We start from the raw sequence: 26,082 nt of genomic DNA, 5'->3' as shown, positions 1-26,082 counted from the left end.
CGGGCCGCGCGCCAAGCCGGCGCACGTTCATGCGAACCCGAGATGCCGAACCACGAAGAACTGAGCGGCAAAAAAAAATGGGCTGAACGCCCATCATCTTATTGCCGGTGGTCGCACCTGAGCCGCACATTGAAACCGTACGCCCAGCGACTTCGCGATTGTAGCCTTTTTTCGGTTCAAACGCAATCCGCCGAACGCCGCGCAGCATGCATTTCCGCTTGATTTCATGGGAATCTTTGGCCGATATGGCTGCGATCCGAGGCTTTTGCAAGGCGGCCGGCAGCGCGGCGAAGCTGTGTGGGCAGGAAGCGGCAGATGCATTGCTGCGATCCAGCCCTTATCGGGCTGCCGCGCGCCTCCAACCAGCGCTCGAAAATGCGGTAATCGTCGAGCGCGATAGGTGGCGAAACGCCATAAATACTTAAAGGCGAGTAACCGCCTCGCCTTTTTGCACGAGCAGTATTTTCCGCTCGGAGCTTGTATGAGCATCAGCCGGGCGCAGCCACACAGTGGCGGCCGTTTGCTGACCGGTAGAGGACGGCGGCTCGCCGCGACCGTTTCCGCCGGCGCTCGCCATCCCGCTTAACGACCGCGCGAGCGCCCCCGCGGCGCGCCTGCGCCGCCACGATTCGCGCCGCCCGGATTCGTATTGCCGCCTGCGCGATTGCCGTTGCCACCACGGTTGCCGCCAGGCCCGCGGTTGCCCGCATTGCCTGGCGCGCCGGCACGCTTGCCGCCAGTACCGGCCCCCGCGCCGGGGCGCGCGCGATTGCCATTCGGCGACGGCGCACGATTGCCGTCGACATCCCGGCCACGCTGACCGCCTGTGCCGCGATTGCCATAACCGCCGCCCAGCCCGCCGCCGAAGCCCGCACCGGCGCCCCCGCCGAAGCCGCCCCCCGCCGCGCCGCGACGACCTTGGCCACGCGGTTGCTGCTCGAAACGGCTATGCGACATCAGCACCGGCTCACGGTTGATGAAGCCCATCGAAGTCTGCATCGGATCCGGCTGACGGCGCTCCGGCGCGGCATTGCGACTACTGCTGCGCTCTTCGCTCGGCGCCTTCAGGCCGACCGATGCCATCAGCGCGCGCACCTGATTGTCCTCGAGCTCCTCCCAGCGACCACGCTTCAGCCCGCGCGGCAGCGAAATCGGGCCGTGACGCGTGCGGATCAGCCGGCTCACCATCAGGCCGGCCGCTTCGAACATCCGGCGCACTTCGCGGTTGCGCCCTTCGGCCAGCGCGACGTGATACCAGTGATTGGTGCCCTCGCCGCCGCCGTCGCGAATGCGCAGGAAGTTTGCCGGACCGTCTTCGAGTTCGACACCGTGCAACAGCTTTTGGCGCATCCCTTCCGCGAGTTCGCCGACCACTCGCACCGCGTACTCGCGCTCGACGCTATAACGCGGATGCATGAAGCGGTTCGCGAGATCGCCCGAGGTGGTCAGCATCAGCAGACCTTCAGTGTTGAAGTCGAGACGGCCGACCGCGAGCCACTTGGCGGTTTTCATCGGCGGCAGCTTGTCGAACACCGACGGGCGCCCTTCCGGATCCGCATGACTGACGATTTCGCCGGTCGGCTTGTGGTACAGCAGCACGCGCGGCGGCTTGCTGGCGAGCTTGCGCTTGACCGGCTTGCCGTTGATGCGCACCTGGTCGGTCGGCATGATGCGCTGACCGATGTGCGCCGGCTCGCCGTTCACCGACACGCGCCCAGCGATGATCAGCTCTTCCATGTCGCGGCGCGAACCCATGCCCGCTTCGGCCAGCACCTTGTGCAGCTTCGGCGCGTCGTCGTCCGGCGACAGCACGCGCTTGGGGCCCGCGGCTTTGCCACGGCGCAGCATCGGCGCGCGTACGCCACCCGTCGTGCTGTTGTCGGCGTCGAACGCCGGCGACGTCACGTACGAGAACAGATCATCTTGAGGGGTCTCGGCTGCCGCAGTGGCCTCGCCGCCGCCGCGGCGATTCTGGCGCTGGCCGCCTTCGCGCGGCTGACGCTCGCGCGGCTGGCCTTCGCGCGGCGCGCCCTGCTTCGCGCCAGCCGCATTGCGTCGACCGCCTTGCCGCGCGCCCGCGTCCTTGCGCGGCATGCGCACCTGCGCGACGACCTCACCGTCCGGCGGCGCTTCGGTAACGACCGGCGCGCCCTGCGCCGGCGCGCCTTCGGCGGCCTTCGTTTTCGCCCCGGCGCGGCGGCGCGCGATCAGGCTGCGCGGCCCGCGACGCAGACCGCGGCGCGGACGCTCTTCGCCGTCCGCTTCCAGGTTCTGCGCCGGGCGCTCGCCCTCGCCGGCCGACGCTTGCTTGGTGCGCGCTTCGTCGGTCCGCGCCGACGGAACGGCGCGTTCGGATTCGGACGAATCGGTGTCGTGGGTATGTGTCAAAACAACCTCAAAGTGTCAGGTCGCGCGCGCCCGTTGCGGGCGCGGCTAAAAAGTTCGGTTACGTCAGGCGCTGCGCGACTCGGTTTCGTCGTCGGTCAGAAAGCCTGCGTCCTGCGCGGTATCGCGGCGATCCTCGGGATCGTCGTGTGCCGCTTCGATCGGGTTCGGCTCGGCGGCATGCTCCGTATCGCGAGACATGCCCGAGTCGTGCGCGGGTGTTGCCGGATCGGTCTGGGGGACCGGATCGAGGTGCTGCGCCGAACCGGCGACGCTCGGCTCGCTCGCCGCGCGTACCGGTTCAGTCTGTTCTGTTGCTTCGTGCTCCTGCGCCGCGCTATCCGGCCCGGCAGCATCTGCGGTACCGCTCGCGCCGGCGGGCTCCGCTGCCGGTTGCGAATCCGGCTCGCTTGCCGGTTCGGCTTGCGGCGCGGGTTCGAGCGTTTCGTCCGAAGCCGCGCTGTGCGCGTCGCCCTCGGCAAACTCGATCGCGTGCTGGCCCAGCAGATCGGCGTTCAGTTGCGCCGACGGGTCCGCGAGCGGGGGCAATTCGTCGAGCGCCGTCAGGCCCAGGTCGTCCAGGAACTGCCGCGTCGTCGCGTACAGCGCCGGGCGCCCCGGCACGTCGCGATGCCCGATCACTTCGATCCAGCCGCGATCCTCCAGCTGCTTGACGACCTGCGTATTCACCGTCACACCGCGAATTTCTTCGATATCGCCCCGCGTCACCGGTTGCCGGTAGGCAATGATCGCGAGCGTTTCGAGAACCGCGCGCGAATATTTCGGCGGCTTTTCCGGATGCAAACGATCCAGATACGAGCGCATCGCGGGCTTGCTTTGAAACCGCCAGCCCGACGCCAGCCCGACCAGCTCCACACCGCGCCCCGACCAGTCCCGCTTAAGGTCTTCGAGCAAGGTCCGAACGGTGTCTGCCGACACGCCGTCGGCAAAGAGCTTGCGCAATTCGCCGAGCTTTAACGGCTCCTGCGCGCAGATCAAGGCAGTCTCGAGGACGATCTTCGCCTCTTGGGTATTCATGCAGCTAGGTCAGACCCTGTGGTCAAAGAACCGGATCAAACAGACGATGTGGAACTGAAGACGCGCTCGCCCGATTCTGATCGGTCATATTGATGGGAGCACGCACCGGGGGGCGGCGAACAGACTTATCGAGCCAGACCCAGCCGGACGGAGCAGCGATATTCCTGAAGGGAATCGCGTGACTGAGCGCCATATTACGCAAAAACGACCGGGGCGTAAAGCCGCATCCGCCGTGCATCGCTCGCCGCGAGGGGGCCAGCGAGCCCGTGCGGTAAGGTGCGTCATGCGCACGACGCGCGACGGGAAAATCCGCCGCGTGGGAAATTGCGCCTTGGTGCGCAGCGACGCCGGGTCGCTCGCAGCGGTGAGCGCCCCCGCTACGGTCCGCGCCGCCGGCTCCGCTATCGGCGGCGCAAACGGGCGTCAGCCGTGCTGGTGCCGCGCGAGAAACTGCCGCAGACGCTCGACGCCCGCATCCAGCCGCGCGGTATCGCACGCGTAGCACCAGCGCACGAAGCCCTCGCCCTGCGGCCCGAACGCGCTACCCGGCGCGATGCCCAGCCCAACCTCGCGCACCATCGCCTTGCACAATTCGAGGCTGTGCGCCGAGCCCGGCATCGAAAAGAACAGATACATCGCGCCCAGCGGCGCCTTCACGTCGACGCCCGGCACCGCCGACAACGCGCGCACCAGGTGATCGCGCGAGGTCTTCAGGTCCTGCACCAGCTCCTCGGTGAAACGCTCGCCCTGCTCGAGCGCGGCGATGCCCGCCTGCTGCACGAACGACGGCGCGCACGACGTGTTGTACTCGACCAGCTTCGCCAGATCGTCCATCAACGCGGTCGGCGCGACGATCCAGCCCAGCCGCCAGCCGGTCATCAGCCACGCCTTCGAGAACGAATTGACGCAGATCACCCGTTCATCGCGCGTCGCCAGATCGAGGAACGACGGCGCGGCGCGGGCGCCGCTCGCGTCGTCGGGGTAGTAAAGCCGCTCGTACACTTCGTCCGCGACGATCCAGATGCCATACCGGCGGCAGTGCTCGAGCACGACGCGCTGATCATCGCGGCTCATCACCCAGCCGGTCGGATTATTCGGCGAGTTGATCATCAGCATCTTCGTGTCGGGCGTCAGCGCGGCCAGCAATTGCCCGAGGTCGAGCTGCCAGCCGTGTTCGCCGTAGCCGAGCGCCACCGTTTCGACGTGCGCGCCGAGAATCTTCGGAATCTCGACCAGATTGGGCCACAGCGGCGTCACCGCGACCACGCGATCGCCCGCGCCGACCACCAGTTGCGCGGCGAGCATCAACGCGTTGACGCCCGCGCTCGTGACCGCGATCTGCTCAGCGGAAGTGGCCCCGTGCAGCCCGCTCACATAGCCGGCCAGCGCGGCGCGCAACGGCGCGATGCCGAGGTTGTGGGTGTAGAAGGTCGCGCCGGCGGCGAGCGCGGTGCTCGCGGCGTCGCGAATGAAGGCCGGCGTCACGCGGTCGGACTCGCCGAACCAGAACGGCAACACGTTCTCGACGCCGAAACCGGCATTGGCGACTTCACGGATCTGCGACGGGCGCAGCGCGCGCACCGCGTCGCGCGCATTCGGGATGGAGGGCACAGGCAGGTCCAGTTCGCTCATCGGGGCTTCCGGGGGATGAAAAGATCAGATCCGGCGCACACGCTGTCAGCAGGCGCCGCGGAGGCGGTAGTGTAGCGCGCGCCTGTCAGTTCAACTCCTCCGCCCGCCCCGGCAGTTGCCGGATCAGATCCCACACCGCTTCGGCGGCCGGCGACAGCGAGCGGTCGCGCCGCCGCACCAGTTCGACGCGCCGCTCCGCACGCGGCACCAGCGGCCGCGCGACCAGCGACGCCCCCGCCGGCAGCGGCAGCGCGAGCCACGGCAATACGCTGATGCCGACGCCCGCCTCGACCAGCCCGAACACCGTCGCCGAATGCCCAAGTTCCTGCACCACGTTGGCACTGACGCCCTGCGCCTGCATTGCGGCGTCGATGATCGGCCGGCTACCGGACGCGTAATCGAGCATCACCAGTTGCTCGCCGTCCAGATCCTGCCACGCGACCTGTTCGCGCGCGGCGAGCGGATGGTCGTCGCGCGAGACCACGCAAAACGAGTCGGTCATCAGCGTCTCGCTGAGCAGATCGTCGTCCGCAAACGGGCCGATGATCACGCCGAAATCGACCTCGCCCGACTTCACCTTGCGCACCACGTCGCTCTGCACGTCGTCGCGCAAGCCGAGCGTCACATACGGAAACTGCCGCACACACGCGGCCACGACCCGCGGCATCAAGCGGCACGCGACGGTCGGACTCGCCGCCACCACGACCCGGCCGCGGCGCTGCTCGCCGATTTCGCGGATCTCGCGCAACGCGTCATCGAGATCGGACAGCAGCCGCGACACGCTCGACACCAGGTTGCCGCCGACGTCGGTCAACTGCACTTCGCGCGTCGTGCGATCGATCAGCTTCAGCCCGATCTCGCTTTCGAGCTCGCGCACGCACCGGCTGACCGCTGACTGCGTGAGCCCGATTTCATCGCCGGCTCGACTGAAGCTTTGCAGGCGTGCGACCTCAATGAAAACCCTTAGTTGTCGCAGCGTCACATTCATTTGCAGCCCTCATTAATGATGCAATTTGATGCGCATTGTACGGCGAACATCGTGCAGGGGCGACGCCTCGGCATCTTCGCTGCAATGCAGCAAAAAGGCGCGGACGCACGCTGGCCGGGCCTGTGTGCACAAGATTGGTGATTGTCCCGATTTGCGAGATAGGTTTTTTGGATTCTTATACGGCGCTGGTCGGCGCCTGTGCTGGCCCGCCGCCACAAGGCTTTCAGGCAATCGGAATCAGATTGGCATAGTTCGTGCATTACGAGAAGCACAGGAACGGCGCCATGATTTCCGGGTGAATGGCAAAGCGTGGCAAGCCCGTTCCCTTTGAAACTCGCCTATCGAGTCCCTGAAGAGTGCGCGGCGCGGGGCAGCGCACCGGAGTTAGCTTCGCTGAGGTGAAACATGATGCTGTTCGATGATTTGAGAGACAACGAGTGGGCGCTAGTCGAGGCTTTGTTCTGTGCCGAGCCGGCGCGCAGCGAACGGCGTGGCCGGCCGCGCGTGGAAGCACGCGCGGTGGTCAATGCGGTGCTGTGGGTGCTGTCGACGGGCGAAGGCTGGTCCAAGCTGCCCGGCCGCTATCCGTCGCCGCCGACTTGCCGGCGTCGCTTCGACGAGTGGCAAGCTGACGGCACGCTCGCTGAAATCGTGAAGCGGCTGGGTACCAGCGGCCGCGAAATTTCGCTGCGCGGCCGCATCGGTGCGACGGCGGCCAAACCGCCGGCACCGCCGAGTCGCGACCGTCTGCGCGGCGCATTCTGGACCAATCCGGAATCGTGGCGCGCGCCGGTCAAGATGGCCTGACGCGACGCTGCCTCACACCGGGCGCCTGCGGGCGCCCGGTTTTTTATCGGCGCCGCCACCCGCTCCTTTAGCGTTCGTCACCGGCGCGGCTCCACGGTGAGCGCCCCTCCTTCTGCTCGCCACGCCAAAACCTGCTTGCGCGACCCCGCGGCGCCCGTCGTGCGACCCATTGCGCACGACCTGGCCCACCCGTCGCGAGCGCGGCCTCTGACACCCAACGCGCGCAAAATGCTCCGCGCGAAACATCCATTTACTATTAATTACAGCGCGCTTTCGCAACGCGGCATAAGTTTGTACCTATGCAAACAGACCTTGAGTCAAATGGCTTAGGGGGGAGCTTGGTATGAAACCAATGTCACTGCTGTTGTGCGGCATTGTGATTTCATCGATGGCCGCACCGGCATTCGCTCAACAACGCCCGCAAGGGTGGAACTGGCGACCGGACCGACCGGCGACGCTGGAAGCGTGGCAGCAAAGCGAAGCGCACAATCGCGAGTTCACGCCGCCGGCGCCGCGCGGCGATCTGCGGGGGGATATCGCCAGCAACGTGCGAGCGCGGCCCGATGCGCCTCGCGACGAACCTCGACGCCGTTGACGTGCAAGCCGGACTGAATCGATGGATGCAGCGCGCGAAATATCAAACGATCGCTATCGCAGCGCTGATAATCGGGGAACCACCTGGCACCGCGCCAGTCTGATTTAACGCCATTAGCACAGCGTGGCAGTAGTAATTCCGGTACGCCCGTATCTTCGCGATACGGGCTTTTTTTTCGGGGGAAAGGGGAATGCGAAACGCCATAGCGATCGGCCGACGCGCAGCGCCCGTCGCTCGCGACGGCAGAGCAGCGCATCGCTCCCCAGCCGTGCGAGGCAGCCGGTCAGCGGAAACACGCGCCCACCCAGGGGCGGTACGCCCTGGCGGACAACGAATCTGAACAGCGATGAATCCTAAGCTAAGGCCTTACCTCGTCCGCCGCAGCGGACTGCCGCTCGGCGGCCAGAACGTAATCGTTCATGCGTTGCGCGGTCCACGTGAGCAGACGCTCGTCGTGCTCGAGCCGCGCGAACTCAGCTTTGCCGCGCTCGGTGAGCACGGCGATGTCGACTGGGGCATGAAAGCCGGGGGCCGGCGCGACGGTGCGCTGTCTAACGGTATCCATCAGACCCAGCGCGCGGAGATATTGGAAGACACCGGGCCTTCTGGCCCAGGGAACCTGACGATATTGCGCTCGCCGCAGCGCTTCAAGTACGGCTTCGTTGGAATACGTGGTCATCTCACTTCTTTCTTAAAGTGCAGCTATGACACATCCGTGCCCACGCTTCACCGCGCCACCGGTGACGCGCGTGGCACCCGCTTCTGTCCGGAAGCTCGCAGCCCATGCGGCAACGGATTCCCGGCAGATGCTGCCTGGTCTCGCTTTCGGAACCCCCGTCTGAACGTCGTGCTAGCGTTCTCTCTACGAACCGACGATGCAACCGCCGCGGCGCGATGGCAAGCCCGTAGATTTGTCCCGAAAGACATACGTTACCCCATTTAAATTGATTCTATTCATTTTATTAGCGCTTTTTTTTGCAGCAATCGTGCTTTGGAAAAGCGCCCGTCGCCCCCTCGTGATCTGCACGCTCGCGCTGTTCTGGCTACTCGCCGCTGGCTGGCTGGCCGCGCCGCTGCTCGACCTCGCGCAACCGCAACGCAACAGTGCCGCGCCCGTGAGGTTTGCGCCGCACACCGCGATCGTTCTGCTCGGCGGCGGCACGGTCTACGACGACAACCACCAGCTGGTGCCGCCACGAGACGTGCTCCCGCGCATCGAGGTCACCGCGCAGACCTACGCCGCCTGCAAGCGCACTGCGCCCAGTTGCCACGTGATCGTGAGCGGCGGCAATCCGCAGCGCCACAGCGCGACCGAAGCCGACACCTACCTGCCCTACCTGCTGGAGCGGCAGGTAGCGCGCTCGGACATCGTGCTCGAAAGGACCAGCCGCACGACCTACGAAAACGCCCGCAACGTATCGGCCATTGTTGGCCAATCTCATTACGACACCTTGATACTTGTCACGTCCGCGTATCAGATGCCGCGCGCGCTGCTCGACTTCCGGCACTTCGGGATCCAACCGCAGCCGCAGATCTCCAGCGCGCGCTCCGCGCGACTGGGCGTGCTGCCGCGCTTTGGCAATCTGGCGGTTGCCGAAATCGCGCTGCACGAGCTGGTCGGAATTGCGCAGTTTCATGTGTATAGCGCGATCGGCTGGTTCTGAGCAGCCGGTGCCGAACGTGCGTTATTTAACCGTGCGACGCATTTCCGGATGCGCCCGCGACGCTCTCGAACCCCGTGCCGACACCGCGCGAGCCCCGCTGCAAAGGGCCTTTCGACGCATCGCGCATCGACGGCAATTACGAGATGTAACAAATGTTTAGCGCGGTTACAAAGCCATCGGCTGGAGCGGAGTTTGCTCGCTAGAATGCATTGTCTTTCCTGATGGACAGGCAATACTTGGGTCCACCACCACTCTACGGAGGTAACGATGAAGAAAGTGTCCCTGGCGATCCTGGTTTCCCTCTGTGCCGTAACGGGCGCGGCGCACGCGCAAGACGCCGGCATCAGAACCAGCACCGATCCGGCTAAGGCAGCGGACATCGAACAGCGCGCGCAAGACTTGCAAAATCGTCAGCAAGCGATGGAAAGCGCGCCTGCCACGCCGGCCAAGCATCACAAGACGGCTCCGCACCATCACAACAAGAAGGCCGCCGACGCGGGCACCTAAGCCCACGTAAAGGTTTCGCCGCGCGGTCCTCGCCGTGCAGGTGAAAAAGCCGAAGCCGGCATCGCCGGTTTCGGCTTTTTTGTTATCAGCCCGTTCATCATGAAGACGGCGCCGGCCGGCGCGGCCACGACGCGGCCTCGACGCGACGCGTGCCCGCCGGGCCACCCGCCCCTTACCGCGCAAGGCCGCGGCGCTGCGCTTTCGGTATGCTAAAGTCGCGCACCGCCCGGCGCCGCGCCGGCATCCCCTAACCCGTGCGCACTCAGGTGCGGAGGACAGCATGAGCAACATCCAGCTAGATATCGAATGGACCGAAGCAGCATCACGCAAGATCGAAAAACTGATGCCGCGCGGCGGTCAGGAAGCGTACCTCGCGCTGCCGCCCGTCGAATGCCTGCCGATGGAAGGCGACGTGCTGTTCCTCGGGCCGGCCGGCAAGCAGCAGCCGTTCATCGTCGCCGAGCGCCAGTATCACCATGACGGCGACGCGGACTGGACCATCATCCTGATTCTCGACGTGCCGCAAGCGGCGCACTAAGGCTCGACCGCGCGCAGCGGCAGGCCACGCAGCGGCACGCCACGCGGCGCGCGTATGCGCGTCCGCAAGCGCGCCGCCGCCCATCACGCGATCTTCGACACGACGCGAATTTCCGCGTGCTCGACCCAGTCCACGACCGCTGCGCGATACGCCTGGATATGCGCCGATTGCGCATGCGCGGCCAGCGCCTCCTGACTCGTCCAGCGCTCGACGAACACGAACCGGCGCGGCTCCTGCAGGTCGCGGTGCAAGTCGTACTGCAGCACGCCCTCTTCAGCGCGCGTCGGCCCGACGATCCCTTCGAGGGCCGCGCGCAGTTGCTCCTCATGGCCCGGCTTCGCCACCGAAATTGCGACCACCGCGATTTCCGCCATTACCTCATCTCCTTTTCAAGAAAAGCAGCAGCATAACCGTGCCGCGGCGAACCTGCCGACACGCCCGTTGCCAGCACGGCTGCGCAACAATCCCGTCTTCGTCCGACAGCGCGCCAAGACCCGCAGGGGGCTGCCTCAACCCGCGCCGGCCCGGCCAGCCGGAACCGCGCCGGCGCGGCGTCGCGCGCTTATGCAAGCCGCTATCGCAAGCCGCCATCGCAAGCCGCCCGCAAGCCGCTATCGCGGGCCGCCCGCGGACGCATCATCCGCGCCTGGAATTTGGCGGGCGGGCACTTCCCGCTTTGTTACCCTCGGCGTGTAGGCAACGATTGCGATTGAGAATCGATCTCGCGCCGGGCCCGGGTCCGAACGGCTCGGCGAGGGATTCGCAAAGCATTGCCGGAGGGCCACGGGTGGCCGGTTTGCGGGCAATTTCGGGCGTGGGTGTTTGTGATACCCCGCACATTGTTGCGCGCGCCAAACTGCTAGACTGATTTTGACCAATTCGCCGGAATCCAGCATGACTGGCATCGTCCTTCGCGTTCCCGGGCCGTATCCGCGTTGCCCCGTCGACGCTTCAGGCGAGCCGCCATTGCGCGCCGAATGGGTTTGCGCGCCCTCTCACCCGCTTGCCGCAACGATCCCATGTCCGCTCTCATGCCCGTTTCTATGCCATCCGTCAGCGAATTGAGTCTGAGCGGCCTGCTCCCGCATCTGGTTCGCGGCGAGTCCGGCTGGACCGCGACGTGGCGCGCGCTGACCTTGCATAGCGTGTTTCAGCCGGTGCTGTCGGTCACCCATCAGTGCGTGGTCGGCTATGAGGGACTGTTGCGCGCGTTCGATCCGGTCGGCCTGCCGGTTTCGCCGGAAGTGCTGTTTTCCGGTACGCGCTCGGCCGCCGAGGCGCGCGAGCTCGACCGCATCGCGCGCTGTCTGCATGTCGCGAACTTCATGGAGCAAGGCATCAGCACCGGCTGGCTGTTCCTGAACACGCGCCCGCAGGTGTTCGAGACGGGCTGGCCGCAGCGCGCGTTCATCGATGAACTGTCCGCGCATTTCGGCCTGCCGCAGGAGCGCATCGTGATCGAGGTGCTCGAGCAACCGGCCGACGACGAATCCGCGGTCGCCAGCATGCTCGCCGCGTCGCAGCCGCGCGACTTCCTGATCGCGATCGACGATTTCGGCACCGGCTTTTCCAATTTCGACCGCGTGTGGCGGTTCCGTCCCGATATCGTCAAGCTCGACCGCTCGCTGGTCGCGCGCGCCGGCAAGCGCGAGGGCGACGAATCGATGATCAGCCACCTGATCGCGATGCTGCACCAGTCAGGCACGCTGGTGCTGGCCGAGGGCGTCGAAACCGACGAGGAGCTGATGATCCTGATGCAGGCCGACGTCGACTTCGTGCAGGGTTTCTGGTTCGGTCTGCCGAAGAGTTCGGTGCAGGCGGCCTGCACCAGGGTGCCGGAGCTGATCGCGTCGATCTGGAGCAAGTTCGCCGACTACGAGCGCGCCCATGCGAGCCATCAGCGGCTCGGCTTCGAGGGCTTCGCCGAGGCGGTGCTGGCCGCCGTCGACGTCTACCGGAGCACCGGCAATCTCGAACAGGCCGCGCAGTGCATCTGGCATCTGCCCGAGGCGCGCCGCGTGTTTCTCACCGACGGCCAGGGCGAGCAGACGCTGCCGTCGGTGACGGCCGCGTCGGTGCCGCCCCCGCCGCGGCGGCTCGCGCCGCTCTATGCGGAGACCCGCAGCAACTGGTCGCGGCGCGCGTATTTCCGGCACGCGCTCGCCGCGCCGGGACGGGTCGCGATGATGGGTCCGCATTATTCGCTCGCCGACGGTCAGGACTGCTACACCGCGGCCATCGCGTTCGAGAGCGACGGTACGCACGTGCTGTGCGTCGATTTCGTGCCGGCGGCCACGCCGCTCGCGGAGGTTCGTACCGGCCGGCGCGGCAAGCGGTAGTCCGCGCCCTTGAGCAGCGGCAGTGATCGCTGGGAGCCCGGCCGGACTACTCGTGAACCCGGCCGCGCCCCGACTTGACCTCGCTGCGCTTCGCCTTGCCGTCGAGCCGCCGCAGATTCGACGCACGCGTCGGCCGGGTCGCGACACGCGTCTTGCGCGTCACGCTGACGCTTTCGATCAGCTCGTCGAGCCGCGCGAGCGCCGCCGCGCGGTTCATCTCCTGAGTCCGGTGCTCCTGCGCCTTGATGATGACGACGCCGTCGCGGGTCAGTCGATGGTCGGACAGCGCGAGCAGGCGCATCTTCAACACCTCGGGCAGCGACGACGCCCGCACGTCGAAACGCAAATGGATCGCGCTCGATACCTTGTTGACGTTCTGGCCGCCCGCCCCCTGCGCGCGCACGGCGGTCAATTCGATTTCGTTCGGCGGGATCGGGTAGCGGGAGGTCATAGCGTGGGTCAGATGTGGAAGCGTCAGTGTACAAGCGGTGCGCGGGACGGCCAACGCGACGAACGTGAGATGCGCAAGATAAGAGCGATGCGGGCCGCCAGTGCAGGTCCTTCGTCACCGCGCCGACCGTGAAAAAATTTGCGTCGGCGCGGCCGCTTCATCGATACTGCCTCCTCCGCTTACCGCGCAAAACCGTATGAAAATCCGCCCGGGTCTGGTGCTCGAACTGGCCGTCAACTTCCTGCTGCCGTGGCTCGCGTACCGGCTCGCGCGGCCGTACGTCGGCGAGACCGGCGCGTTGATCGCGTCGGCGGTGCCCCCGCTCGTGTGGAGCGCAATCGAACTCGCGCGCTTTCGCCGGGTCGACGCGCTCAGTGTGATGGTGCTCGCGGGCATCGTGCTGTCGGTCGCGGCGATGGCGCTCGGCGGCAGTGCGCGCATGCTGCTGTTGCGCGAGTCGCTGATCTCCGGCGCGATCGGCGTGGTGTTCCTGCTGTCGCTGCCGATGCGCCGGCCGCTGATCTTCTATCTCGCCCGCGCGAGCGTCGCGCGCGAAATGGCCGGTGGCGCCGCTCACTTCGACGCGCTGTGGCGCGAGCGCCCCGGCCTCGCATCGGCGATGCGCGTGATGACGCTGGTGTGGGGCAGCGGACTGACCGCCGAAACCGCGCTGCGCGCATGGATGGCGCTGACGTGGCCAGTCGAGCGCTTTCTCGTGGTGTCGCCGTTCATCGGATACGGCATCTATGGCGGCCTCGCGTTGTGGACGCTGTGGTACCGCAAGACGATGCGCAGCCGGCTGCAGGACAGCGCGCCCGCGAGCGGGGTCGCCGGCTGACCTTTCACACCCGCGCATCCGCGATCCGCGCGGCCAGCCCCGAATCCCGCTGGGTCGGCGTCGCCACCGCCTGCACGAACACCGCGCGCGCGCCGATCACTTCGACCCGTTCGCGCGCGCGCGTGATCGCCGTGTACACGAGCTCGCGCGACAACACCCGGCTGAACGCCGCCGGCAACACCAGCACCGCGTGCTCGAACTCCGAACCCTGCGACTTGTGGACCGTCAGCGCGAACGCGGTATCGTGCGGCGGCAGCGCGGCCGGCGACACCGCCCGCACGCCGCCGTCGCCGCTGCGGAAATAGACCCGCAGCGCGCCGCCCGCGCCCGGCAGCGCAATGCCGATATCGCCGTTGAACAGCCCGAGCGCGTAGTCGTTGCGCGTGACCATCACCGGCCGGCCGGCGAACCATTGCGCGCCGACCGGGAGCGTGACGCCGGCCGCGCGGCGCACCTGGGCGGCCATCGCCGCATTCACCTGATCGACGCCGCGCGCGCCGAGCCGCGTCGCGCACAGAATGCGGAACCGGTTCAGCGCATCGAACAGCGGCAGCGGATCGGGCGCGTCGCCGGCGAGCGCCGCGGCCAATGCATCGGCGTACGGCGCGAAACCGGCCGCGAGTCGCGCGATCGTGCGCTCGCTCAGCGTCGTGTGCGCGTCCTCGTGCAACGCCGCCGCGCACGCTTCGAGCGGATCGATTTGCAGCACGCCAAGCGCGTCGCCCGGCGAGCCGTGGCGGATCGCCAGCGACAGCCGGCCGATCGGCGATTCGAGTCCGAAGCGGTAGTTGCGCTCGAGCCAAACCACGCAATCGGCGAGCGGACTGGCGCCCGACGCTGCGGGCGCCGCGAACAGGTCGTCCGGCGGCGCATCGTTGTATTCATCCGCTGCGCGCGGCAACGCGTTCGCGAGCCGCGCCTCGTCGAGATCGAGCGCCTGCGCAACCCGCCGCAAGCCACTCGGCGTCAGCGCCGGCCGGGCGCTCAGTTCGGCGAACACCGCGCCGGCCTCGACCGCCGCGAGCTGATCCTTGTCGCCGAGCATCACGAGCCGCGTGTGCGGCGCGATTGCATCGAGCAGATGGGTGGCCATCGCGACGTCGATCATCGATGCCTCATCGATCACCACCACGTCGTACGGCAACGGATTGTCGCGATGATGCCGGAAGCGCCCGCCCGGCCCCGAGCCGAGCAGCCGATGCAGCGTGTACGAAGTCTGCGGCAGGCGCGCGGCAAGCGCCGGCGGCAAGTCGCCGGCGCGCGCGAGCAGCGCTTCCTGCATCCGTTGCGCGGCCTTGCCGGTCGGCGCGGCGAGCGCGATGCGCAGATCGGCGCGCGCATCGAGCAGGCACGCGAGCACGCCGACCACGGTGGTGGTCTTGCCGGTGCCGGGACCGCCGCTGACGATCGTCAGCCGCCCCGACAGCGCCATCACGGCCGCGACGCGTTGCCAGTCGATCTCGTCGTCCTTTGGCACCCCGAAATAGCGCAACAGACGTTCGCGCAACGCGGCGGGATCGCCATCGAGCGCCGCGCCCTGCTCGTCGGCCGCCGCATGCGCGACCAGCGCGCGCGCCAGACGCCGCTCGTAGTCGTAGTAACGCGCGAGATAGAGCCGCCCCTGCGCATCGATCACGAGCGGCCGCAACGCGGCTGCCGGTTGCGCGTCGTCGTGGCTCAGCACGCTCGCCATCCCGCTCGCCGATAGCGCCGCGCGCACCTCGGCGCTCGACGCATCGAAGCGGCGCGCGAGCGTCGTGAGCGGCACGCACACGTGCCCCTCGGCGGTCGCGCGGCTCGCCGCGAACGCGGCGCGCGCGGCCCACTTCACGACCTCGGTCGACGCGCCGCCGCGCCGCGCGAGCATCCCGATGCGTCGCGCGAAACCCTCGGCGAGCGCAATGCTGAAGTCGGCCGGCGCGGGCAGATTGACGCCGATATCTTCGAGCCCAAGCGGCGCCGGAACCTCCTGTTCGAGCATGCTCATGCGCCGCCTCCGATCATCGCCGCGTCGAGCAGCGCCACCAGTTCGAACGGCGCGCGCCGCACGTGCACGCCGGCCGCGCCGTCGGCATCGCGCCAGTCGGGCCGCACGCCGCGCACGAACAGATACAGGTAACCGCCGATATGCGTGTCGTACGCATAGTCGCGCACCCGCGTCTTCAGATAGCGATGCAGCGCGACCGTATAGAGCAGCGCCTGCAAGTGGTACGCGTGGCTCGCCATCGCCGCTTCGAGCGGCGGGGCCGAGTAATCGGCGGCGCTGTCGCCGAGATGATTCGATTTCCAGTCGACGATCCAGAAGCGGCCGTCATGCTCGACGATCATGTCGATAAATCCTTTGACGAAGCCGCGCAGCACGCCCGGCTCCAGCGCGACATCGGGGTAACCGTATTCGCCGAGCAACTCGCGCAGCGCCGGAAAATCGAGCGACGGCGCCGCGAACAGAAACTCCAGTTCGTTCAGCCGGCGGCGCGGATCGAGCTGCGCGAGCGTCATCCCCGGCACCAGCTCGGTCGAGACGACATCCGCGAGCAGGCGCTGCATCATCGCGGGCAAACGCGCGGCGAGTTCGGGTTCGGCCGGCGCGGGTCGCTCGCGCAGTGCGCCGATGATCGCGTCGCGCCACGTGTCGGGATCGCTGAAATCCGCGAGTTCGAACATCCGGTGCAGACACTCGCCGGCCGCCGCGCCGCGCGGGAAGCCGAGGATGTCGTCGTCCGCGTAGGTCGGCGCGGGGCTCGCCGGCAGCGGCGCGAGCAGCGGCGCCGCCTCCAGCGCGTCGACGATTTCATCGTGATCGGGACGCACCTCTTCGTGCGGCGCCGCTGCCTGCGCGTCGCCGCTCCTGCCGCCCGCCGCGATCAGGCCGCTGAAGCTCGCCATCCGCCACTGATCGCGCAGCGGCCGCCGGTTCGCGCGCGCGAGCAGCTGCGCGCTCTCATCCTGCAGCGTTTCGAGCGGAATGCGGCGCGTCACTTCGGGCAGCGGCTGCAAGCTGATCGAACCACCGCCGAGCGCCTGCCAGCTGGCGGCGAGCGCCGCTTCGTCGGGCGGCTCGGCGAGCCACGCGTCGAACGTGTGCCCCGCGCCGCCGACCAGCCAGTTCAGCACGCTGCGGCGCGACTCTTTGGTCGAGCGCGCCGACAGATAGGTGCCCGCGACCAGATAGCAGCGATACACCGCGCGCGTGAGCGCCACGTAGACGAGCCGCGCGCGCTCGGCCGCCTGCTCGCGCACCGCGTAACGCGAGGCCCGCTCGGCCTCTTCGTCGTCGCAGCCGTAATGCAGCACCGCGTCGCCGCTGTCGTCGTGATATTCGCGCGCATCGGGCAAGCCCGACGACGGCGGTTCGCGCAAGCCGCCGTCGTTCAGGAACGGGCAAAACACCACCGCGTATTCGAGGCCTTTCGACTTGTGCACGGTGACGATCTGCACCAGGTTGCGGTCCGACTCGAGCCGCAACTGCGCGTCTTCGCCGCCGCCCTGCTCGCGCTGCGCGGCGAGCCAGCGCAAGGTCGGCGCGATGCCCGGCTGGGTCGCCGCGCGCGCCTGCACCAGTTCGGCGAGATGGTTCACGTTGGTCAGACGGCGCTCGCCATCCACGCCGGCGACGAGCCGCTGCGCGACCCGCAACTCGCGCATCAGCGTGCGCCACATCACCGCGAAGCCGCGCTCGTGCCACAGCATCCGGTAGCGCGAAAAACGTTCGACCCAGCCCATCGCGTCGGCCGCTGGCGTCGCGTCGCCGGGCGCGGCCGGCGCGTCCGGTGCGTCCGCGACCTGGGTCAGACGCCATAGCGCGGCCGCGTCGAGGCCGAGCCAGTCGGTCGCGAGCGCGGCGCGCAGCCGGCGCAGATCGCCGGGGGTATCGATCGCCGCGAGCACGCGTTCGATCTGCTCGGCGTCGAGCGTCGCGAACACCGACGCCTGCGCGAGTTCCACGCTGCCGACACCCCACGCTGCCAGCACCCGTTTGACGAGGCTGCCCTGCTTGTGGGTCTGCACCAGCACCGCGATATCGCCGGGGGCGAGCGGCCGTTCGCCGAGCGTGACCGTGCCGCCGCGCGCGCCGCGCAGCAGCCGCACGATCTCGGCCGCGCACGCCTCGCTTGCGGCGCGCTGCGCGTCGCGTTTGCTCAGCGCGGCGTCGCCTTGCGGCAAGGTCCAGACACGGAAATCGCGCTCGTGCGCGGCAGCATCGGCATCGACCAACGGCGCGCGGCGCCGCTCGCCCGCGCGCACCGGCTGATAGTCGAGCCCGTCGAGCACGAACGCGCGCGGATTCGCTTCGAAGACCCGGTTGCACGCATCGACGATCGGCGCGGTCGAGCGCTGGTTGACCGCGAGCGTGTAGCACGCGGAGGCCGATTCGCGCGCCGCCAGATAGGTGTGCAGATCGGCCGCGCGGAAGCTGTAGATCGCCTGCTTCGGATCGCCGACCAGAAACAGCGGCCCGGCCGGCGCGAAGATCCGGCTGAAGATCGCGAACTGCAACGGGTCGGTGTCCTGGAACTCGTCGATCAGCGCGGCCGGGTAGCGGCTGCGCAGCGCCTGGGCGAGCCACGGATGCGCGGCCAGCGCGCGATACAGGTTCGCCAGCAGATCGTCGAACGACACCACCCGGCGCGTGCGTTTGCGCGCGACCAGTTCGGCCGGCGCGTAGTCGAGCCACGTCTGCACCAGCGCGAGCCAGCGCGCGCGCTGCGCGGCTTCGGCCGCGACCACGGCCGCCGCGAGCGCTTCCGCGTGCTCGAAGAACGGATGCGCGGGCGGCTCGAACTTGACCTTGGTTGCCTTCTTCAACGCCGACACGGTCAGCTTCAGCGCGGCGCGCGGCGGCGCCGCGTGGCAGTCGCCCTGCGCGAAGTAGTCGTTCCATGCGGCGATCGCCGCGCCGACGTGCTCGGGCTTGTGGCTGGTCTTGCTCAGACGCTCCTGCGCGTCGCTGAGCAGCGCGACGATCGCGTCGCGCTCGGCCTGCCACAGTTCGCACGCGGCGTCGAAGCCGGCCTGCGCATCGGCGCCCGCGCCGTCGGCGGCGACGCTGCCCCAGCGCAGCTGCGCGAGCGGCTTTTTCAGGCGTCGCGCGAGCTGCTCGTCGAGCGATGCGGGACCCGCGCGTTTGGCGACCAGCCACGCGGCGAACGCCGGATGCGCATGCGCGACCGGCTCGACCTGCTCGCGCCAGAAATCGGCGGCCAGCTCGAAGCGCAGCGCGGCGTCGTCGGCTTCCATCTCGAACGCGAACGGCATCGCGGCGGCGAACGGCGCCTCCTGCAACGCGCGCTGGCAGAACGCGTGGATCGTGTGAATCGCGGCCTGATCGAAGGTGCGCAGCGCGCGGCGCACGACCTTCAACGCGGCGTCGCGCTCGATGCCGTTCTCCGGCGCGAGCGTCGTTTCGAACAGACGGCGCACGAACGGATCGCCGCCGTCGTCGTCCATCTCGATCGCGCGATGCAGTTCCGCGAGCCGGCCGCGAATCCGTTCGTGCAGCTCGGCGGTCGCGGCCTTCGTGAACGTGACGACAAGAATCTGATCCGCGTTCAGGTTCTTTTCGAGCAGCAGGCGCACGTACAGCGCGCAGATGTTCCACGTCTTGCCGGTGCCCGCCGACGCTTCGATCTGGTTCACGCCGTCGAGCGCGCAGGCGAATACGTCGAGTTCGTCGGCGACCAACGTCCGATGGCGCAGCGCGTCGCTCATGACACGCTCCGCAGGTGTTGCAGCAACGGCTTGTAGACCAGCGCGGCGAGGCTGCCGAACGGTTCGTCGAGCGTGAGCGGCGTGCCGCGCAGCGCGATGCGCAAGGCGGCATCGTCGGATTCGCCGCGCACCCGGTCGTTGATCCACACGCCCTGGGCGGCCGACTCGCTCTCGCTGACCCTGGTCCACGCGCTCTTCGGGAAAAAGCGCAGCGGCAGCCGGCGGCCGGCGCGGTATAGCGCGACGAGCGGCGCGAGTTGTTCGAGCGGCGCGGCAACCGGCGCAAGCTCGAAGCTTTCGCCGCTGCCGTGCCAGACCGTGCGGCGCGGGCCGTCCGGCTGCGCCGCGCAATAGACCAGATGCGCGAGCCACGCGGACAGGTAGTCGCGCGCGGTGGCCTTGGCGTAACGGAAAATCACCTGTCCGGTTCCAGTCAGCAGATTCAGGGTGCCGCGCAGTTGCAGCGGTGCGGAGGTGGCAGCAGAGGCAGCGGTGGCCTCGGCGGCCTCGCGCAGTTGCGCGTCGTACGCGCCGAACAGCTGGACCGGGCGTTGGCCGTGCGCGGCGTTATCGCCTAACGACTGGTCGAGCGACGGCCAGCGAGGTTTGATCTCCAGCGCGAACGGCAGCCGCTCCACGCCCGACGCCACCTCGCGGCGCACCGCGAGCGCTAGTTGCCGCAACGCGTTCAGTTCGCGCGAACGCCACACCGCGCCGGTCGCGCCGCCCGGCAGCTCGGGGCTCGCGGCGGCGACGCGCTGCACGCGGCCGAACATCGTGTCGTCGTCGGTAGCGGTATCGAGCAGCACCGGCAGCAACCTGTCGGCGAGCGCATCGCGGCCCGCGTAGTCGAGATCGAACGGCTCGGTATCGAGCAGCTCGCCCTGCGCATCGGCGAGCGCGATGCCGAGGCGATCGCGCAGCAGCGCGCGCGCCGGATGACGCCAGAAGCGCACGAAGTCGTCGAACTCGATTTCCCGCGTGTCTTCCGGCGGCAACGGCCGGTCGAAGAACGGCGCGGCGGCCGCATGCTGCGGTTCGGCAAGCAGTGTGGCCAGTTCGGCGCGGTCGGCGTCGTAAGTGAACAGATCGGGCTGCGCGGCGAAATAGTCCGATGCGAACGCCTGCAACGGATGCTCGATCAGGAACGCGCGCCGCGCGTGCTCGACCTGCGCCGGACTCGCGTGTTCGCCCGCCGACACCTGCGCGAGGTGATCGAGCAGTTCATCGACCAGCGCGGCCGGCGGCAGGGGCGCGTTGTCGCGAATGCTGCGGCCGGTGTACGAAATAAACAGCCGCTCGCGCGCGGCCAGCAGCAGATCGAGAAACAGATTGCGCTCGTCGTCGCGGCGCTGGCGGTCGCCGGCCTTGCCGAACGCGGCCATCAGATCGAACTCGTCGGCGCGCGCGAGCGACGGCAGCACGCCGTCGTCCATGCCGACCAGACACACGACCCGGAACGGCAAGCCGCGCAGGCTGGTCAGCGACGAGAACGTCACGCTGCCCCACGGCACGCCGCCGCGCGCGGGGTCGTCGAGCGCTTCGCTGAGCGCGCTGCGCACCACCGACGCCGGCAACGGCACCTGCTGCGCGCCCGCCTGCATCGCGGCGTTCATCGCGTCGAGCGCATCGCGCACGGCCGCCAGCGAATCGGCGAACTCGACGCCGCCATCGAAGCATTGGCCGAGCGTTTCGAGCAGCAGTTGCGACCACTCGGCCGGCGTGCGTTCGAGCGCGCAGTTCGCGGCGAAGCTCTCCACATCCTCGACGAAACGCGACAGCCGGCCGAGCAGTTCGGCGCCGGAGCCGTCCGCGCCTTCGACCGGCAGCCACGCGTCGACCGGTTCGCCGCCAGCCGGCATCGCGTAGCCGAGATAGAGCCGCGTCAGCGCATCGGCGAACGTATGGCGCGCGACCGACACGTGCTCGCCGACCGGTTCGAGCGGCGCGAACCCGCGCCGCGCGCCGGCCGCCGCGAGCCATTCCTGCGCGGCCTCCAAAGCGTTCGCATCGATCCCGTAGCGCACCGCGATCGCATCGACGCGCAGCCATTCGATCAGGTCCGGCGCGCCGACGCTGCGCTCGGGCAGCGCGAGCCAGTCGAGCAGCAGACGCGCGACCGGGTTCGCCTGCGACGGCGGCAAGCCGGTGATCCGGTACGGAATGCGCCGCGTGTCGCCGGCCGGCGTGGTGCCGAAAACCGCGTCGATCAGCGGGCCGGCCGCGGCCAGATCCGATACCGCGACCAGCACGTCGGACGGCTGCAGATCGTCGAATTCGTCGAACCAGCCGAGCAGGCGGTCGTGCAGCACTTCGAGCTGGCGCGACAGGCTGTGACACACGTGCACCTCGATCCCGCGTTCGACCGGCAGTTCTTCGGCGTCGCTTTCCGCGCGCAAATCGAGGATGCCGTTCTGCACCGCGGCGAGCCAGCTCGGTTGCGGGTTCTCGCTGTACTCGCCGGTCTCCGCCGACGCCGCGCTCTCGGTCAGCTCGTGCAGCATATGCAACTGCGCCTGGGTCTGGCGGCCCCATTCGGCCAGCAGCGGATGGCCGACCTCCTGATAGTCGAGCTTGCCAGCCGCGTCGAGCGCCTGCACCCGTCCTTCGCTGACCACGTCGAACCAGAACTCGCGGCACGGATTCATCACGTACAGCCGCACGTCGATCCAGCGCGACAGCGCGCGCAGCAGCGCGATATGCAGCGGCGGCATGGTCGGCAGCGCGAACACGCTGACCGCCTCGGGCCACTGCGCTTTCGAAATCGCGTCGAGGTCCAGCGTGCCGATTTCATCGAGGAAGCGATACGCGGGGGGCAATGCATTGACGGACCCGCGCGCGGCGCCGTTCGCCTCTTGCGCGCTTTGCGCGAGTTCGGCCAGCACCGCGCGCCACAACGCGGCCTGCCAGCGTTCGTCCTCGCGCGCCGACTCGCTCGCGCCGGTCAAACGCGGGCCGCTGTCGTCGGGCGTGCCGCTCGCGAAGATCGATCCGCCCTTGTGCCACTGCAGCAGCCATTCCGGGCGATAGGTCAGATAGTGATCGAGCACGGTCGCGACGCGCCGCGCGAGTTCGTAGCGCATCGACGGATCGGCCGCGTCGAGATAGGTGCGCAGACGCGGTGACGCATTCCACGGCAGCGTTTCGTCGGCGTCGGCGAGCAGCCGGTAGCAGCGCCACACGAGGCGGTCCGGCGCGAACGGCGAATGCTTCGGCACGTCGATCACGCCGCCGATCCGCGCCCACAGCCATTGCGCGAGATAACCGAAGTCGATATTCGCGCAGATGCCCTGGCGCGCGGCGATATCGAGTTCGAGCCGCCGCCGCACGGCCGCGCTCGGCACGATCACCGGCCGCGCGGTCCACGGGTCGGACGGCGCCTCTCCGAGGTCGTCGAGCAGCGCGCCGACCAGCGTTTCGTAGCGGTTCGAGTAGAAGAGTTGCAGCATGGATTCGGATGAGCCGGTGGCAGGCCTCGCGACGCTCGCAAGCGGTCGCCAAAATTGAAGCGACAGCATAACAAACCGCCTCGCCGGCGCATAACGCGGGCCGCCGTCCAAGGTCAGAAGGGTCCGGAAATAAGATAGACTCGACACCAATTTGGAGCGGCCTTCTCAACTGTGGTTTTCTTCGTGAATCAATCCCAGGTAGTCGATGCGCTATTCGGTCGAAATCAGAAAATTCTTATATAGCCAGTACTTTTATGGCGGCCTGCGCATCGCGGTCGGCGTGTCCTTACCGGTGCTCCTGTGTCTGATCGTGTTCCACGATCGCGAACTCGGCTTCACGATCGCGACCGGCGCGCTCGGCGCGTGCGTGGTCGACATGCCCGGGCCGCTGAAGTACAAGCACAACGAAATGCTGGCCTGCACGGTGATCGGTTTTCTGTCCGCTCTGGCCACGGGTCTGGCGACCGTCAACCCGGTCGCGTTATGGGCCACCGTGGTGCCGCTCACGTTCGTGCTGTCGCTGATCGTCGTGTACGGCAACCGCTGGCCGCAGATCAGCTTCGCGACGCTGTTCATGATGATCATGACGCTGGAGGATCACTTCACGCCGCTGCAGGCGCTGACCAACGCGTCGTGGATCCTGCTCGGCGGCCTCTGGTACACGTACTGGTCGACCTTCGTGAGCCGCTGGATGATGAACCGGATCGAGCAGCAGGCGCTCGCCGAAAGCGTGTTCGCGTGCGCCGATTACCTGCTCGCGCGCGCCGCGTTCTACGACCTCGACAACGATCTCGACGAGTGCTACCGCAATCTGGTCGACAAGCAGATTTCCGCCGTGGACCGCCAGGAGGCCGCGCGCGACATCGTGCTGCGCAACCTGCCGCGGCTCAGGCGCGGCAAGCTGGAGCCGCACCGCGCGATGCTCTACAACCTGTTCATCAATACCGTCGATCTGCACGAGCTGTTCGTCGGCGCGCAAACCGATTACACGCTGGTGCGCAGCACGTTCGGCGGCTCCGATCTGCTGGTGTTCTATCGCGACCTGATCCGCAAGGCGGCCGCCGATCTCGAGGAAATCGGCCTCGCGGTGCTGCAGAATCAGGCGCCGCGCAAGCGTGTGAACGTGAAGGCGGAACTGCGCGCGATCGAGTACGAGATCGAACTGATGCGCAAGAAGGAACTGCCGACCCATAACCCGGAAGCGTATTCGGCGGTGTCGGCCAATTTCCGCCGCATCTGGAGCGCGACGCGGCTGATCGACAAGATGCACCGCAGCCTCACGAGCGAGCCGAGCGCGACCGAAACCGAACTGCGTATCGACCAGGCGCTAAGCCGCTTCGTGTCGAGCCGGCGGGTGCCGTTCGGGCAGATCTTCTCGAATCTGACGATGGCCTCGCCGAGCTTTCGCCACGCGCTACGGGTGACGATCGCGGTCGCGGTCGGTTTCTGGCTCGGCCGCCTGCTGCCGCTCACCAACGCGTACTGGATCGTGATGACCACGGTCATCATTCTGAAGCCCGGTTATTCGCTGACCAAACAGCGCAACGGCCAGCGGATCATCGGCACGCTGATCGGCTGCGCGGCGAGCATCGCGCTGATCATGTTCGTCAAGCAGCCGCATCTGCTGATGGTGGTGATGTTCGCGTCGATGGTGATGAGCTACAGCCTGCTGCTGTTCAACTACACGGCGAGCGTGGTGTTCACTTCGTCGTACGTGCTGCTGCTGTTCCATCTGCTGGCGCCGGGCAGCATGCGCATTATCGGCGAGCGCGCGATCGACACGGTGGTCGGCTGTGCGATCGCGATCGCGGCGAGCCACCTGTTCCCGTACTGGGAATACCGGCTGATGGGCAAGCTGGTCAACAACGTGATCAGTGCGACCCGCCAGTATCTGGAAGCGAGCTGGTGGTGGAGCGGCAAGCCGGCCGCGGCGGTGGTCGCGACCGTCACCGAAAGCGGCGCGCTCGCGCCGGCCGCAGCGATGGCCGATGCGGGGCTCGGCTTTGGCGCAGCGGCGCTGGCGGGCCCTAGCGCCACAACCGGCGCTACGGTGAGCGTCGCCGCCAATACGGCGGCGGCCGGGGCCGCGGCCGCGACTGCCGGCGCGCCCGAAGCCGCCGCCGGCGCCGCGACGGTCAACAACCCGGCCGCGCGCGCGGCGAACAGCGGCACCTCGGCCGCGGCCAGCGCCGCGGCGACCGCGCTCGATCGCGACTACCGCTACCGGCTCGCGCGCAAGAACGTGCACGTCGCGTTCGCGAATCTCGGCCAGGCGTTCCAGCGGATGATGCTCGAACCGAAGTCCGCGCAGAAGTTCGTGCCGGAACTCAATGGCCTGCTGGTGCGCAGTCACGTGCTCGCATCGCAGATCGCCGCGGCCTCGCCGCTGCTACGCACTTCCGCGCAACAGCAGCAGCAGGTCGAGGACATCTCGCTGCAGCCGCTGCAACGCGCGCTGAGCCTCGTGCGCGAGAACCTGAGCGCGGCCGAAGCCGGCACCGCGCTGCCCGCCGACCAGGGCGAGCAGATCAAGCTGATGACGCGCGAACTCGATGCGATGGTGGTCGAAACGGAGAAGTCGCCGGAGTACACCGCCGACGCGGTGCACGACATGAAACTGCTCGCGCATCAATGCAAGCAGATGCTCGCGGCATCCGCGCAGATTCGCAAGGACGCGAGCATGATCCGGCTGCCGGACCAATAAGACAAGACGCGCCGCGAGGAAGCGCCGCCGCGTCGCGGCGACCCGCTTACTGCGCGGGACCGCTCGCCGGCTTCAGCGCGTTGGCCGCCGCGGCCGCCTGCGAGGTCACCGACGGCGGGGTCGCGTTGTGGCTGTCGAACTCTTCCTTCTCGCGGATCGCGTTATAGAACAGCGTGACGATCACCAGCAGGATCGCCACCACGATGAAGATGGCGATGCCGACGGTGGGGTCCTTCTTGCGCGGCGGTTTGGTCATTGAAGCGGGCTCGGTTCGCGAAGCAGTCGCGGGTTTTCAGGGAACGCGAATTCTACGCCCACTGAGCTTGCACGCGGCTTGCATAGCAACGAACGGATCGCCTGGAATTCGCGCGCGCGGCGCTGACTTCGATAGATTCGCAGCAAGCGGCGCACCTGCCGGTGCGGGCGCGGCAGTGCGAT

18 protein-coding genes and 1 pseudogene are annotated in these 26,082 nt (G+C 67.9%); 8 read left to right on the top strand and 11 right to left on the bottom strand.

The features are described from left to right. Positions 1-582 precede the first annotated feature (582 nt). The 4 genes from rluB to LJ656_RS00945 all read right to left on the bottom strand — a co-directional run bounded on the left by rluB (position 583) and on the right by LJ656_RS00945 (position 6,043). Positions 583-2,388: a 23S rRNA pseudouridine(2605) synthase RluB gene (rluB, locus tag LJ656_RS00960; protein WP_230507399.1), complete on the bottom strand. Its 1,806-nt coding sequence runs from the start codon at positions 2,386-2,388 to the stop codon at positions 583-585. Positions 2,389-2,451: 63 nt separating this feature from the next. Further along, the gene (scpB, locus tag LJ656_RS00955) at positions 2,452-3,423 is read right to left on the bottom strand and encodes an SMC-Scp complex subunit ScpB (protein ID WP_230507397.1); all 972 of its coding nucleotides are present in this window, start codon (positions 3,421-3,423) and stop codon (positions 2,452-2,454) included. 423 nt (positions 3,424-3,846) lie between these two features. Further along, positions 3,847-5,055 carry a pyridoxal phosphate-dependent aminotransferase gene (locus tag LJ656_RS00950; RefSeq protein WP_230507396.1) on the bottom strand — a complete coding sequence of 403 codons (1,209 nt, stop codon included), beginning with the start codon at positions 5,053-5,055 and terminating at the stop codon, positions 3,847-3,849. An 85-nt stretch (positions 5,056-5,140) separates the two neighbouring features. Further along, a complete protein-coding gene (locus LJ656_RS00945; RefSeq protein ID WP_230507395.1) occupies positions 5,141-6,043 on the bottom strand; it encodes a LysR family transcriptional regulator in 903 nt (300 codons plus the stop codon). Between the two features lie 408 nt (positions 6,044-6,451). Between LJ656_RS00945 and LJ656_RS00940 the strand changes: the two are divergent. Together LJ656_RS00940 and LJ656_RS00935 are read left to right on the top strand one after the other, a co-directional pair. Beyond that, positions 6,452-6,847 (top strand): annotated as a pseudogene (locus LJ656_RS00940) (transposase); the annotation flags it as partial. A gap of 346 nt (positions 6,848-7,193) precedes the next feature. Further along, positions 7,194-7,445, top strand: a complete 252-nt coding sequence (locus LJ656_RS00935; RefSeq protein WP_230507394.1) for a hypothetical protein — start codon at positions 7,194-7,196, stop codon at positions 7,443-7,445. Positions 7,446-7,803: 358 nt separating this feature from the next. Here LJ656_RS00935 and LJ656_RS00930 read toward each other — a convergent pair whose 3' ends face one another. Continuing rightward, positions 7,804-8,124 carry a hypothetical protein gene (locus LJ656_RS00930; protein WP_230507393.1) on the bottom strand — a complete coding sequence of 107 codons (321 nt, stop codon included), beginning with the start codon at positions 8,122-8,124 and terminating at the stop codon, positions 7,804-7,806. A 265-nt stretch (positions 8,125-8,389) separates the two neighbouring features. On the opposite strand from LJ656_RS00930, the gene LJ656_RS00925 reads away from it, so the two are divergent. The 3 genes from LJ656_RS00925 to LJ656_RS00915 all read left to right on the top strand — a co-directional run bounded on the left by LJ656_RS00925 (position 8,390) and on the right by LJ656_RS00915 (position 10,154). Beyond that, positions 8,390-9,109 (top strand): YdcF family protein, encoded by a 720-nt coding sequence (locus LJ656_RS00925; protein WP_425605899.1) that lies wholly within the window; start codon positions 8,390-8,392, stop codon positions 9,107-9,109. 267 nt (positions 9,110-9,376) lie between these two features. Continuing rightward, positions 9,377-9,616, top strand: coding sequence for a hypothetical protein (locus LJ656_RS00920; protein ID WP_230507391.1), 240 nt, complete (start codon positions 9,377-9,379; stop codon positions 9,614-9,616). 280 nt (positions 9,617-9,896) lie between these two features. Continuing rightward, positions 9,897-10,154, top strand: a complete 258-nt coding sequence (locus tag LJ656_RS00915; RefSeq protein WP_230507390.1) for a DNA-binding protein — start codon at positions 9,897-9,899, stop codon at positions 10,152-10,154. Between the two features lie 83 nt (positions 10,155-10,237). On the opposite strand, the gene LJ656_RS00910 is transcribed toward LJ656_RS00915, so the two are convergent. Then, positions 10,238-10,528 (bottom strand): putative quinol monooxygenase, encoded by a 291-nt coding sequence (locus tag LJ656_RS00910; RefSeq protein ID WP_230507388.1) that lies wholly within the window; start codon positions 10,526-10,528, stop codon positions 10,238-10,240. Between the two features lie 645 nt (positions 10,529-11,173). Here LJ656_RS00910 and LJ656_RS00905 point away from each other — a divergent pair. After that, positions 11,174-12,493, top strand: coding sequence for an EAL domain-containing protein (locus LJ656_RS00905; RefSeq protein WP_230507387.1), 1,320 nt, complete (start codon positions 11,174-11,176; stop codon positions 12,491-12,493). A 46-nt stretch (positions 12,494-12,539) separates the two neighbouring features. Here the strand turns inward: LJ656_RS00905 and arfB are convergent, their stop codons facing one another. Further along, positions 12,540-12,944 (bottom strand): alternative ribosome rescue aminoacyl-tRNA hydrolase ArfB, encoded by a 405-nt coding sequence (gene arfB / locus LJ656_RS00900; RefSeq protein ID WP_230507385.1) that lies wholly within the window; start codon positions 12,942-12,944, stop codon positions 12,540-12,542. A 196-nt stretch (positions 12,945-13,140) separates the two neighbouring features. Here arfB and LJ656_RS00895 point away from each other — a divergent pair, with 196 nt between their 5' ends. Beyond that, positions 13,141-13,782, top strand: a complete 642-nt coding sequence (locus LJ656_RS00895; RefSeq protein ID WP_230507384.1) for a VC0807 family protein — start codon at positions 13,141-13,143, stop codon at positions 13,780-13,782. A gap of 4 nt (positions 13,783-13,786) precedes the next feature. Here LJ656_RS00895 and recD read toward each other — a convergent pair whose 3' ends face one another. The 3 genes from recD to recC are packed head-to-tail and all read right to left on the bottom strand — an operon-like array spanning position 13,787 to position 22,940. Beyond that, entirely contained in the window at positions 13,787-15,769 is a 1,983-nt protein-coding gene (gene recD / locus LJ656_RS00890) for an exodeoxyribonuclease V subunit alpha (protein WP_230507383.1), read from the bottom strand. Further along, the gene (gene recB / locus LJ656_RS00885) at positions 15,766-19,491 is read right to left on the bottom strand and encodes an exodeoxyribonuclease V subunit beta (protein ID WP_230507381.1); all 3,726 of its coding nucleotides are present in this window, start codon (positions 19,489-19,491) and stop codon (positions 15,766-15,768) included. The genes recD and recB overlap by 4 nt, the downstream gene beginning before the upstream one ends. Then, positions 19,488-22,940: an exodeoxyribonuclease V subunit gamma gene (gene recC / locus LJ656_RS00880; RefSeq protein ID WP_230507379.1), complete on the bottom strand. Its 3,453-nt coding sequence runs from the start codon at positions 22,938-22,940 to the stop codon at positions 19,488-19,490. Before recC ends, recB begins: the two co-directional genes overlap by 4 nt. A gap of 205 nt (positions 22,941-23,145) precedes the next feature. Between recC and LJ656_RS00875 the strand changes: the two genes are divergently transcribed. Next, on the top strand, positions 23,146-25,644 hold the full coding sequence (locus LJ656_RS00875) for an FUSC family protein (protein WP_230507377.1): 2,499 nt from the start codon (positions 23,146-23,148) through the stop codon (positions 25,642-25,644). Positions 25,645-25,690: 46 nt separating this feature from the next. Here the strand turns inward: LJ656_RS00875 and LJ656_RS00870 are convergent, their stop codons facing one another. Continuing rightward, the gene (locus LJ656_RS00870; protein WP_230507375.1) at positions 25,691-25,900 is read right to left on the bottom strand and encodes a hypothetical protein; all 210 of its coding nucleotides are present in this window, start codon (positions 25,898-25,900) and stop codon (positions 25,691-25,693) included. Between the last annotated feature and the right edge of the window lie 182 nt (positions 25,901-26,082).

The sequence above is a fragment of the Paraburkholderia sejongensis genome (assembly GCF_020880815.1).
In the GTDB taxonomy this organism is placed as follows: Bacteria; Pseudomonadota; Gammaproteobacteria; order Burkholderiales; family Burkholderiaceae; genus Paraburkholderia; species Paraburkholderia sejongensis.
The sequence above is the reverse complement of the archived record's forward strand: the minus strand, read 5'-3'. Positions and strand labels throughout refer to the sequence as shown.

What these genes read in the sequence shown, in the direction of transcription:
- arfB (WP_230507385.1), bottom strand. Translation starts at nt 12,944, where the DNA reads ATGACCTCCCGCTACCCGATCCCGCCGAACGAAATCGAATTGACCGCC.
- LJ656_RS00935 (WP_230507394.1), top strand. Translation starts at nt 7,194, where the DNA reads ATGAAACCAATGTCACTGCTGTTGTGCGGCATTGTGATTTCATCGATG.
- LJ656_RS00930 (WP_230507393.1), bottom strand. Translation starts at nt 8,124, where the DNA reads ATGACCACGTATTCCAACGAAGCCGTACTTGAAGCGCTGCGGCGAGCG.
- recC (WP_230507379.1), bottom strand. Translation starts at nt 22,940, where the DNA reads ATGCTGCAACTCTTCTACTCGAACCGCTACGAAACGCTGGTCGGCGCG.
- LJ656_RS00870 (WP_230507375.1), bottom strand. Translation starts at nt 25,900, where the DNA reads ATGACCAAACCGCCGCGCAAGAAGGACCCCACCGTCGGCATCGCCATC.
- LJ656_RS00950 (WP_230507396.1), bottom strand. Translation starts at nt 5,055, where the DNA reads ATGAGCGAACTGGACCTGCCTGTGCCCTCCATCCCGAATGCGCGCGAC.
- LJ656_RS00920 (WP_230507391.1), top strand. Translation starts at nt 9,377, where the DNA reads ATGAAGAAAGTGTCCCTGGCGATCCTGGTTTCCCTCTGTGCCGTAACG.
- LJ656_RS00915 (WP_230507390.1), top strand. Translation starts at nt 9,897, where the DNA reads ATGAGCAACATCCAGCTAGATATCGAATGGACCGAAGCAGCATCACGC.
- recB (WP_230507381.1), bottom strand. Translation starts at nt 19,491, where the DNA reads ATGAGCGACGCGCTGCGCCATCGGACGTTGGTCGCCGACGAACTCGAC.
- scpB (WP_230507397.1), bottom strand. Translation starts at nt 3,423, where the DNA reads ATGAATACCCAAGAGGCGAAGATCGTCCTCGAGACTGCCTTGATCTGC.
- LJ656_RS00895 (WP_230507384.1), top strand. Translation starts at nt 13,141, where the DNA reads ATGAAAATCCGCCCGGGTCTGGTGCTCGAACTGGCCGTCAACTTCCTG.
- LJ656_RS00910 (WP_230507388.1), bottom strand. Translation starts at nt 10,528, where the DNA reads ATGGCGGAAATCGCGGTGGTCGCAATTTCGGTGGCGAAGCCGGGCCAT.
- LJ656_RS00875 (WP_230507377.1), top strand. Translation starts at nt 23,146, where the DNA reads ATGCGCTATTCGGTCGAAATCAGAAAATTCTTATATAGCCAGTACTTT.
- LJ656_RS00945 (WP_230507395.1), bottom strand. Translation starts at nt 6,043, where the DNA reads ATGAATGTGACGCTGCGACAACTAAGGGTTTTCATTGAGGTCGCACGC.
- recD (WP_230507383.1), bottom strand. Translation starts at nt 15,769, where the DNA reads ATGAGCATGCTCGAACAGGAGGTTCCGGCGCCGCTTGGGCTCGAAGAT.
- LJ656_RS00905 (WP_230507387.1), top strand. Translation starts at nt 11,174, where the DNA reads ATGTCCGCTCTCATGCCCGTTTCTATGCCATCCGTCAGCGAATTGAGT.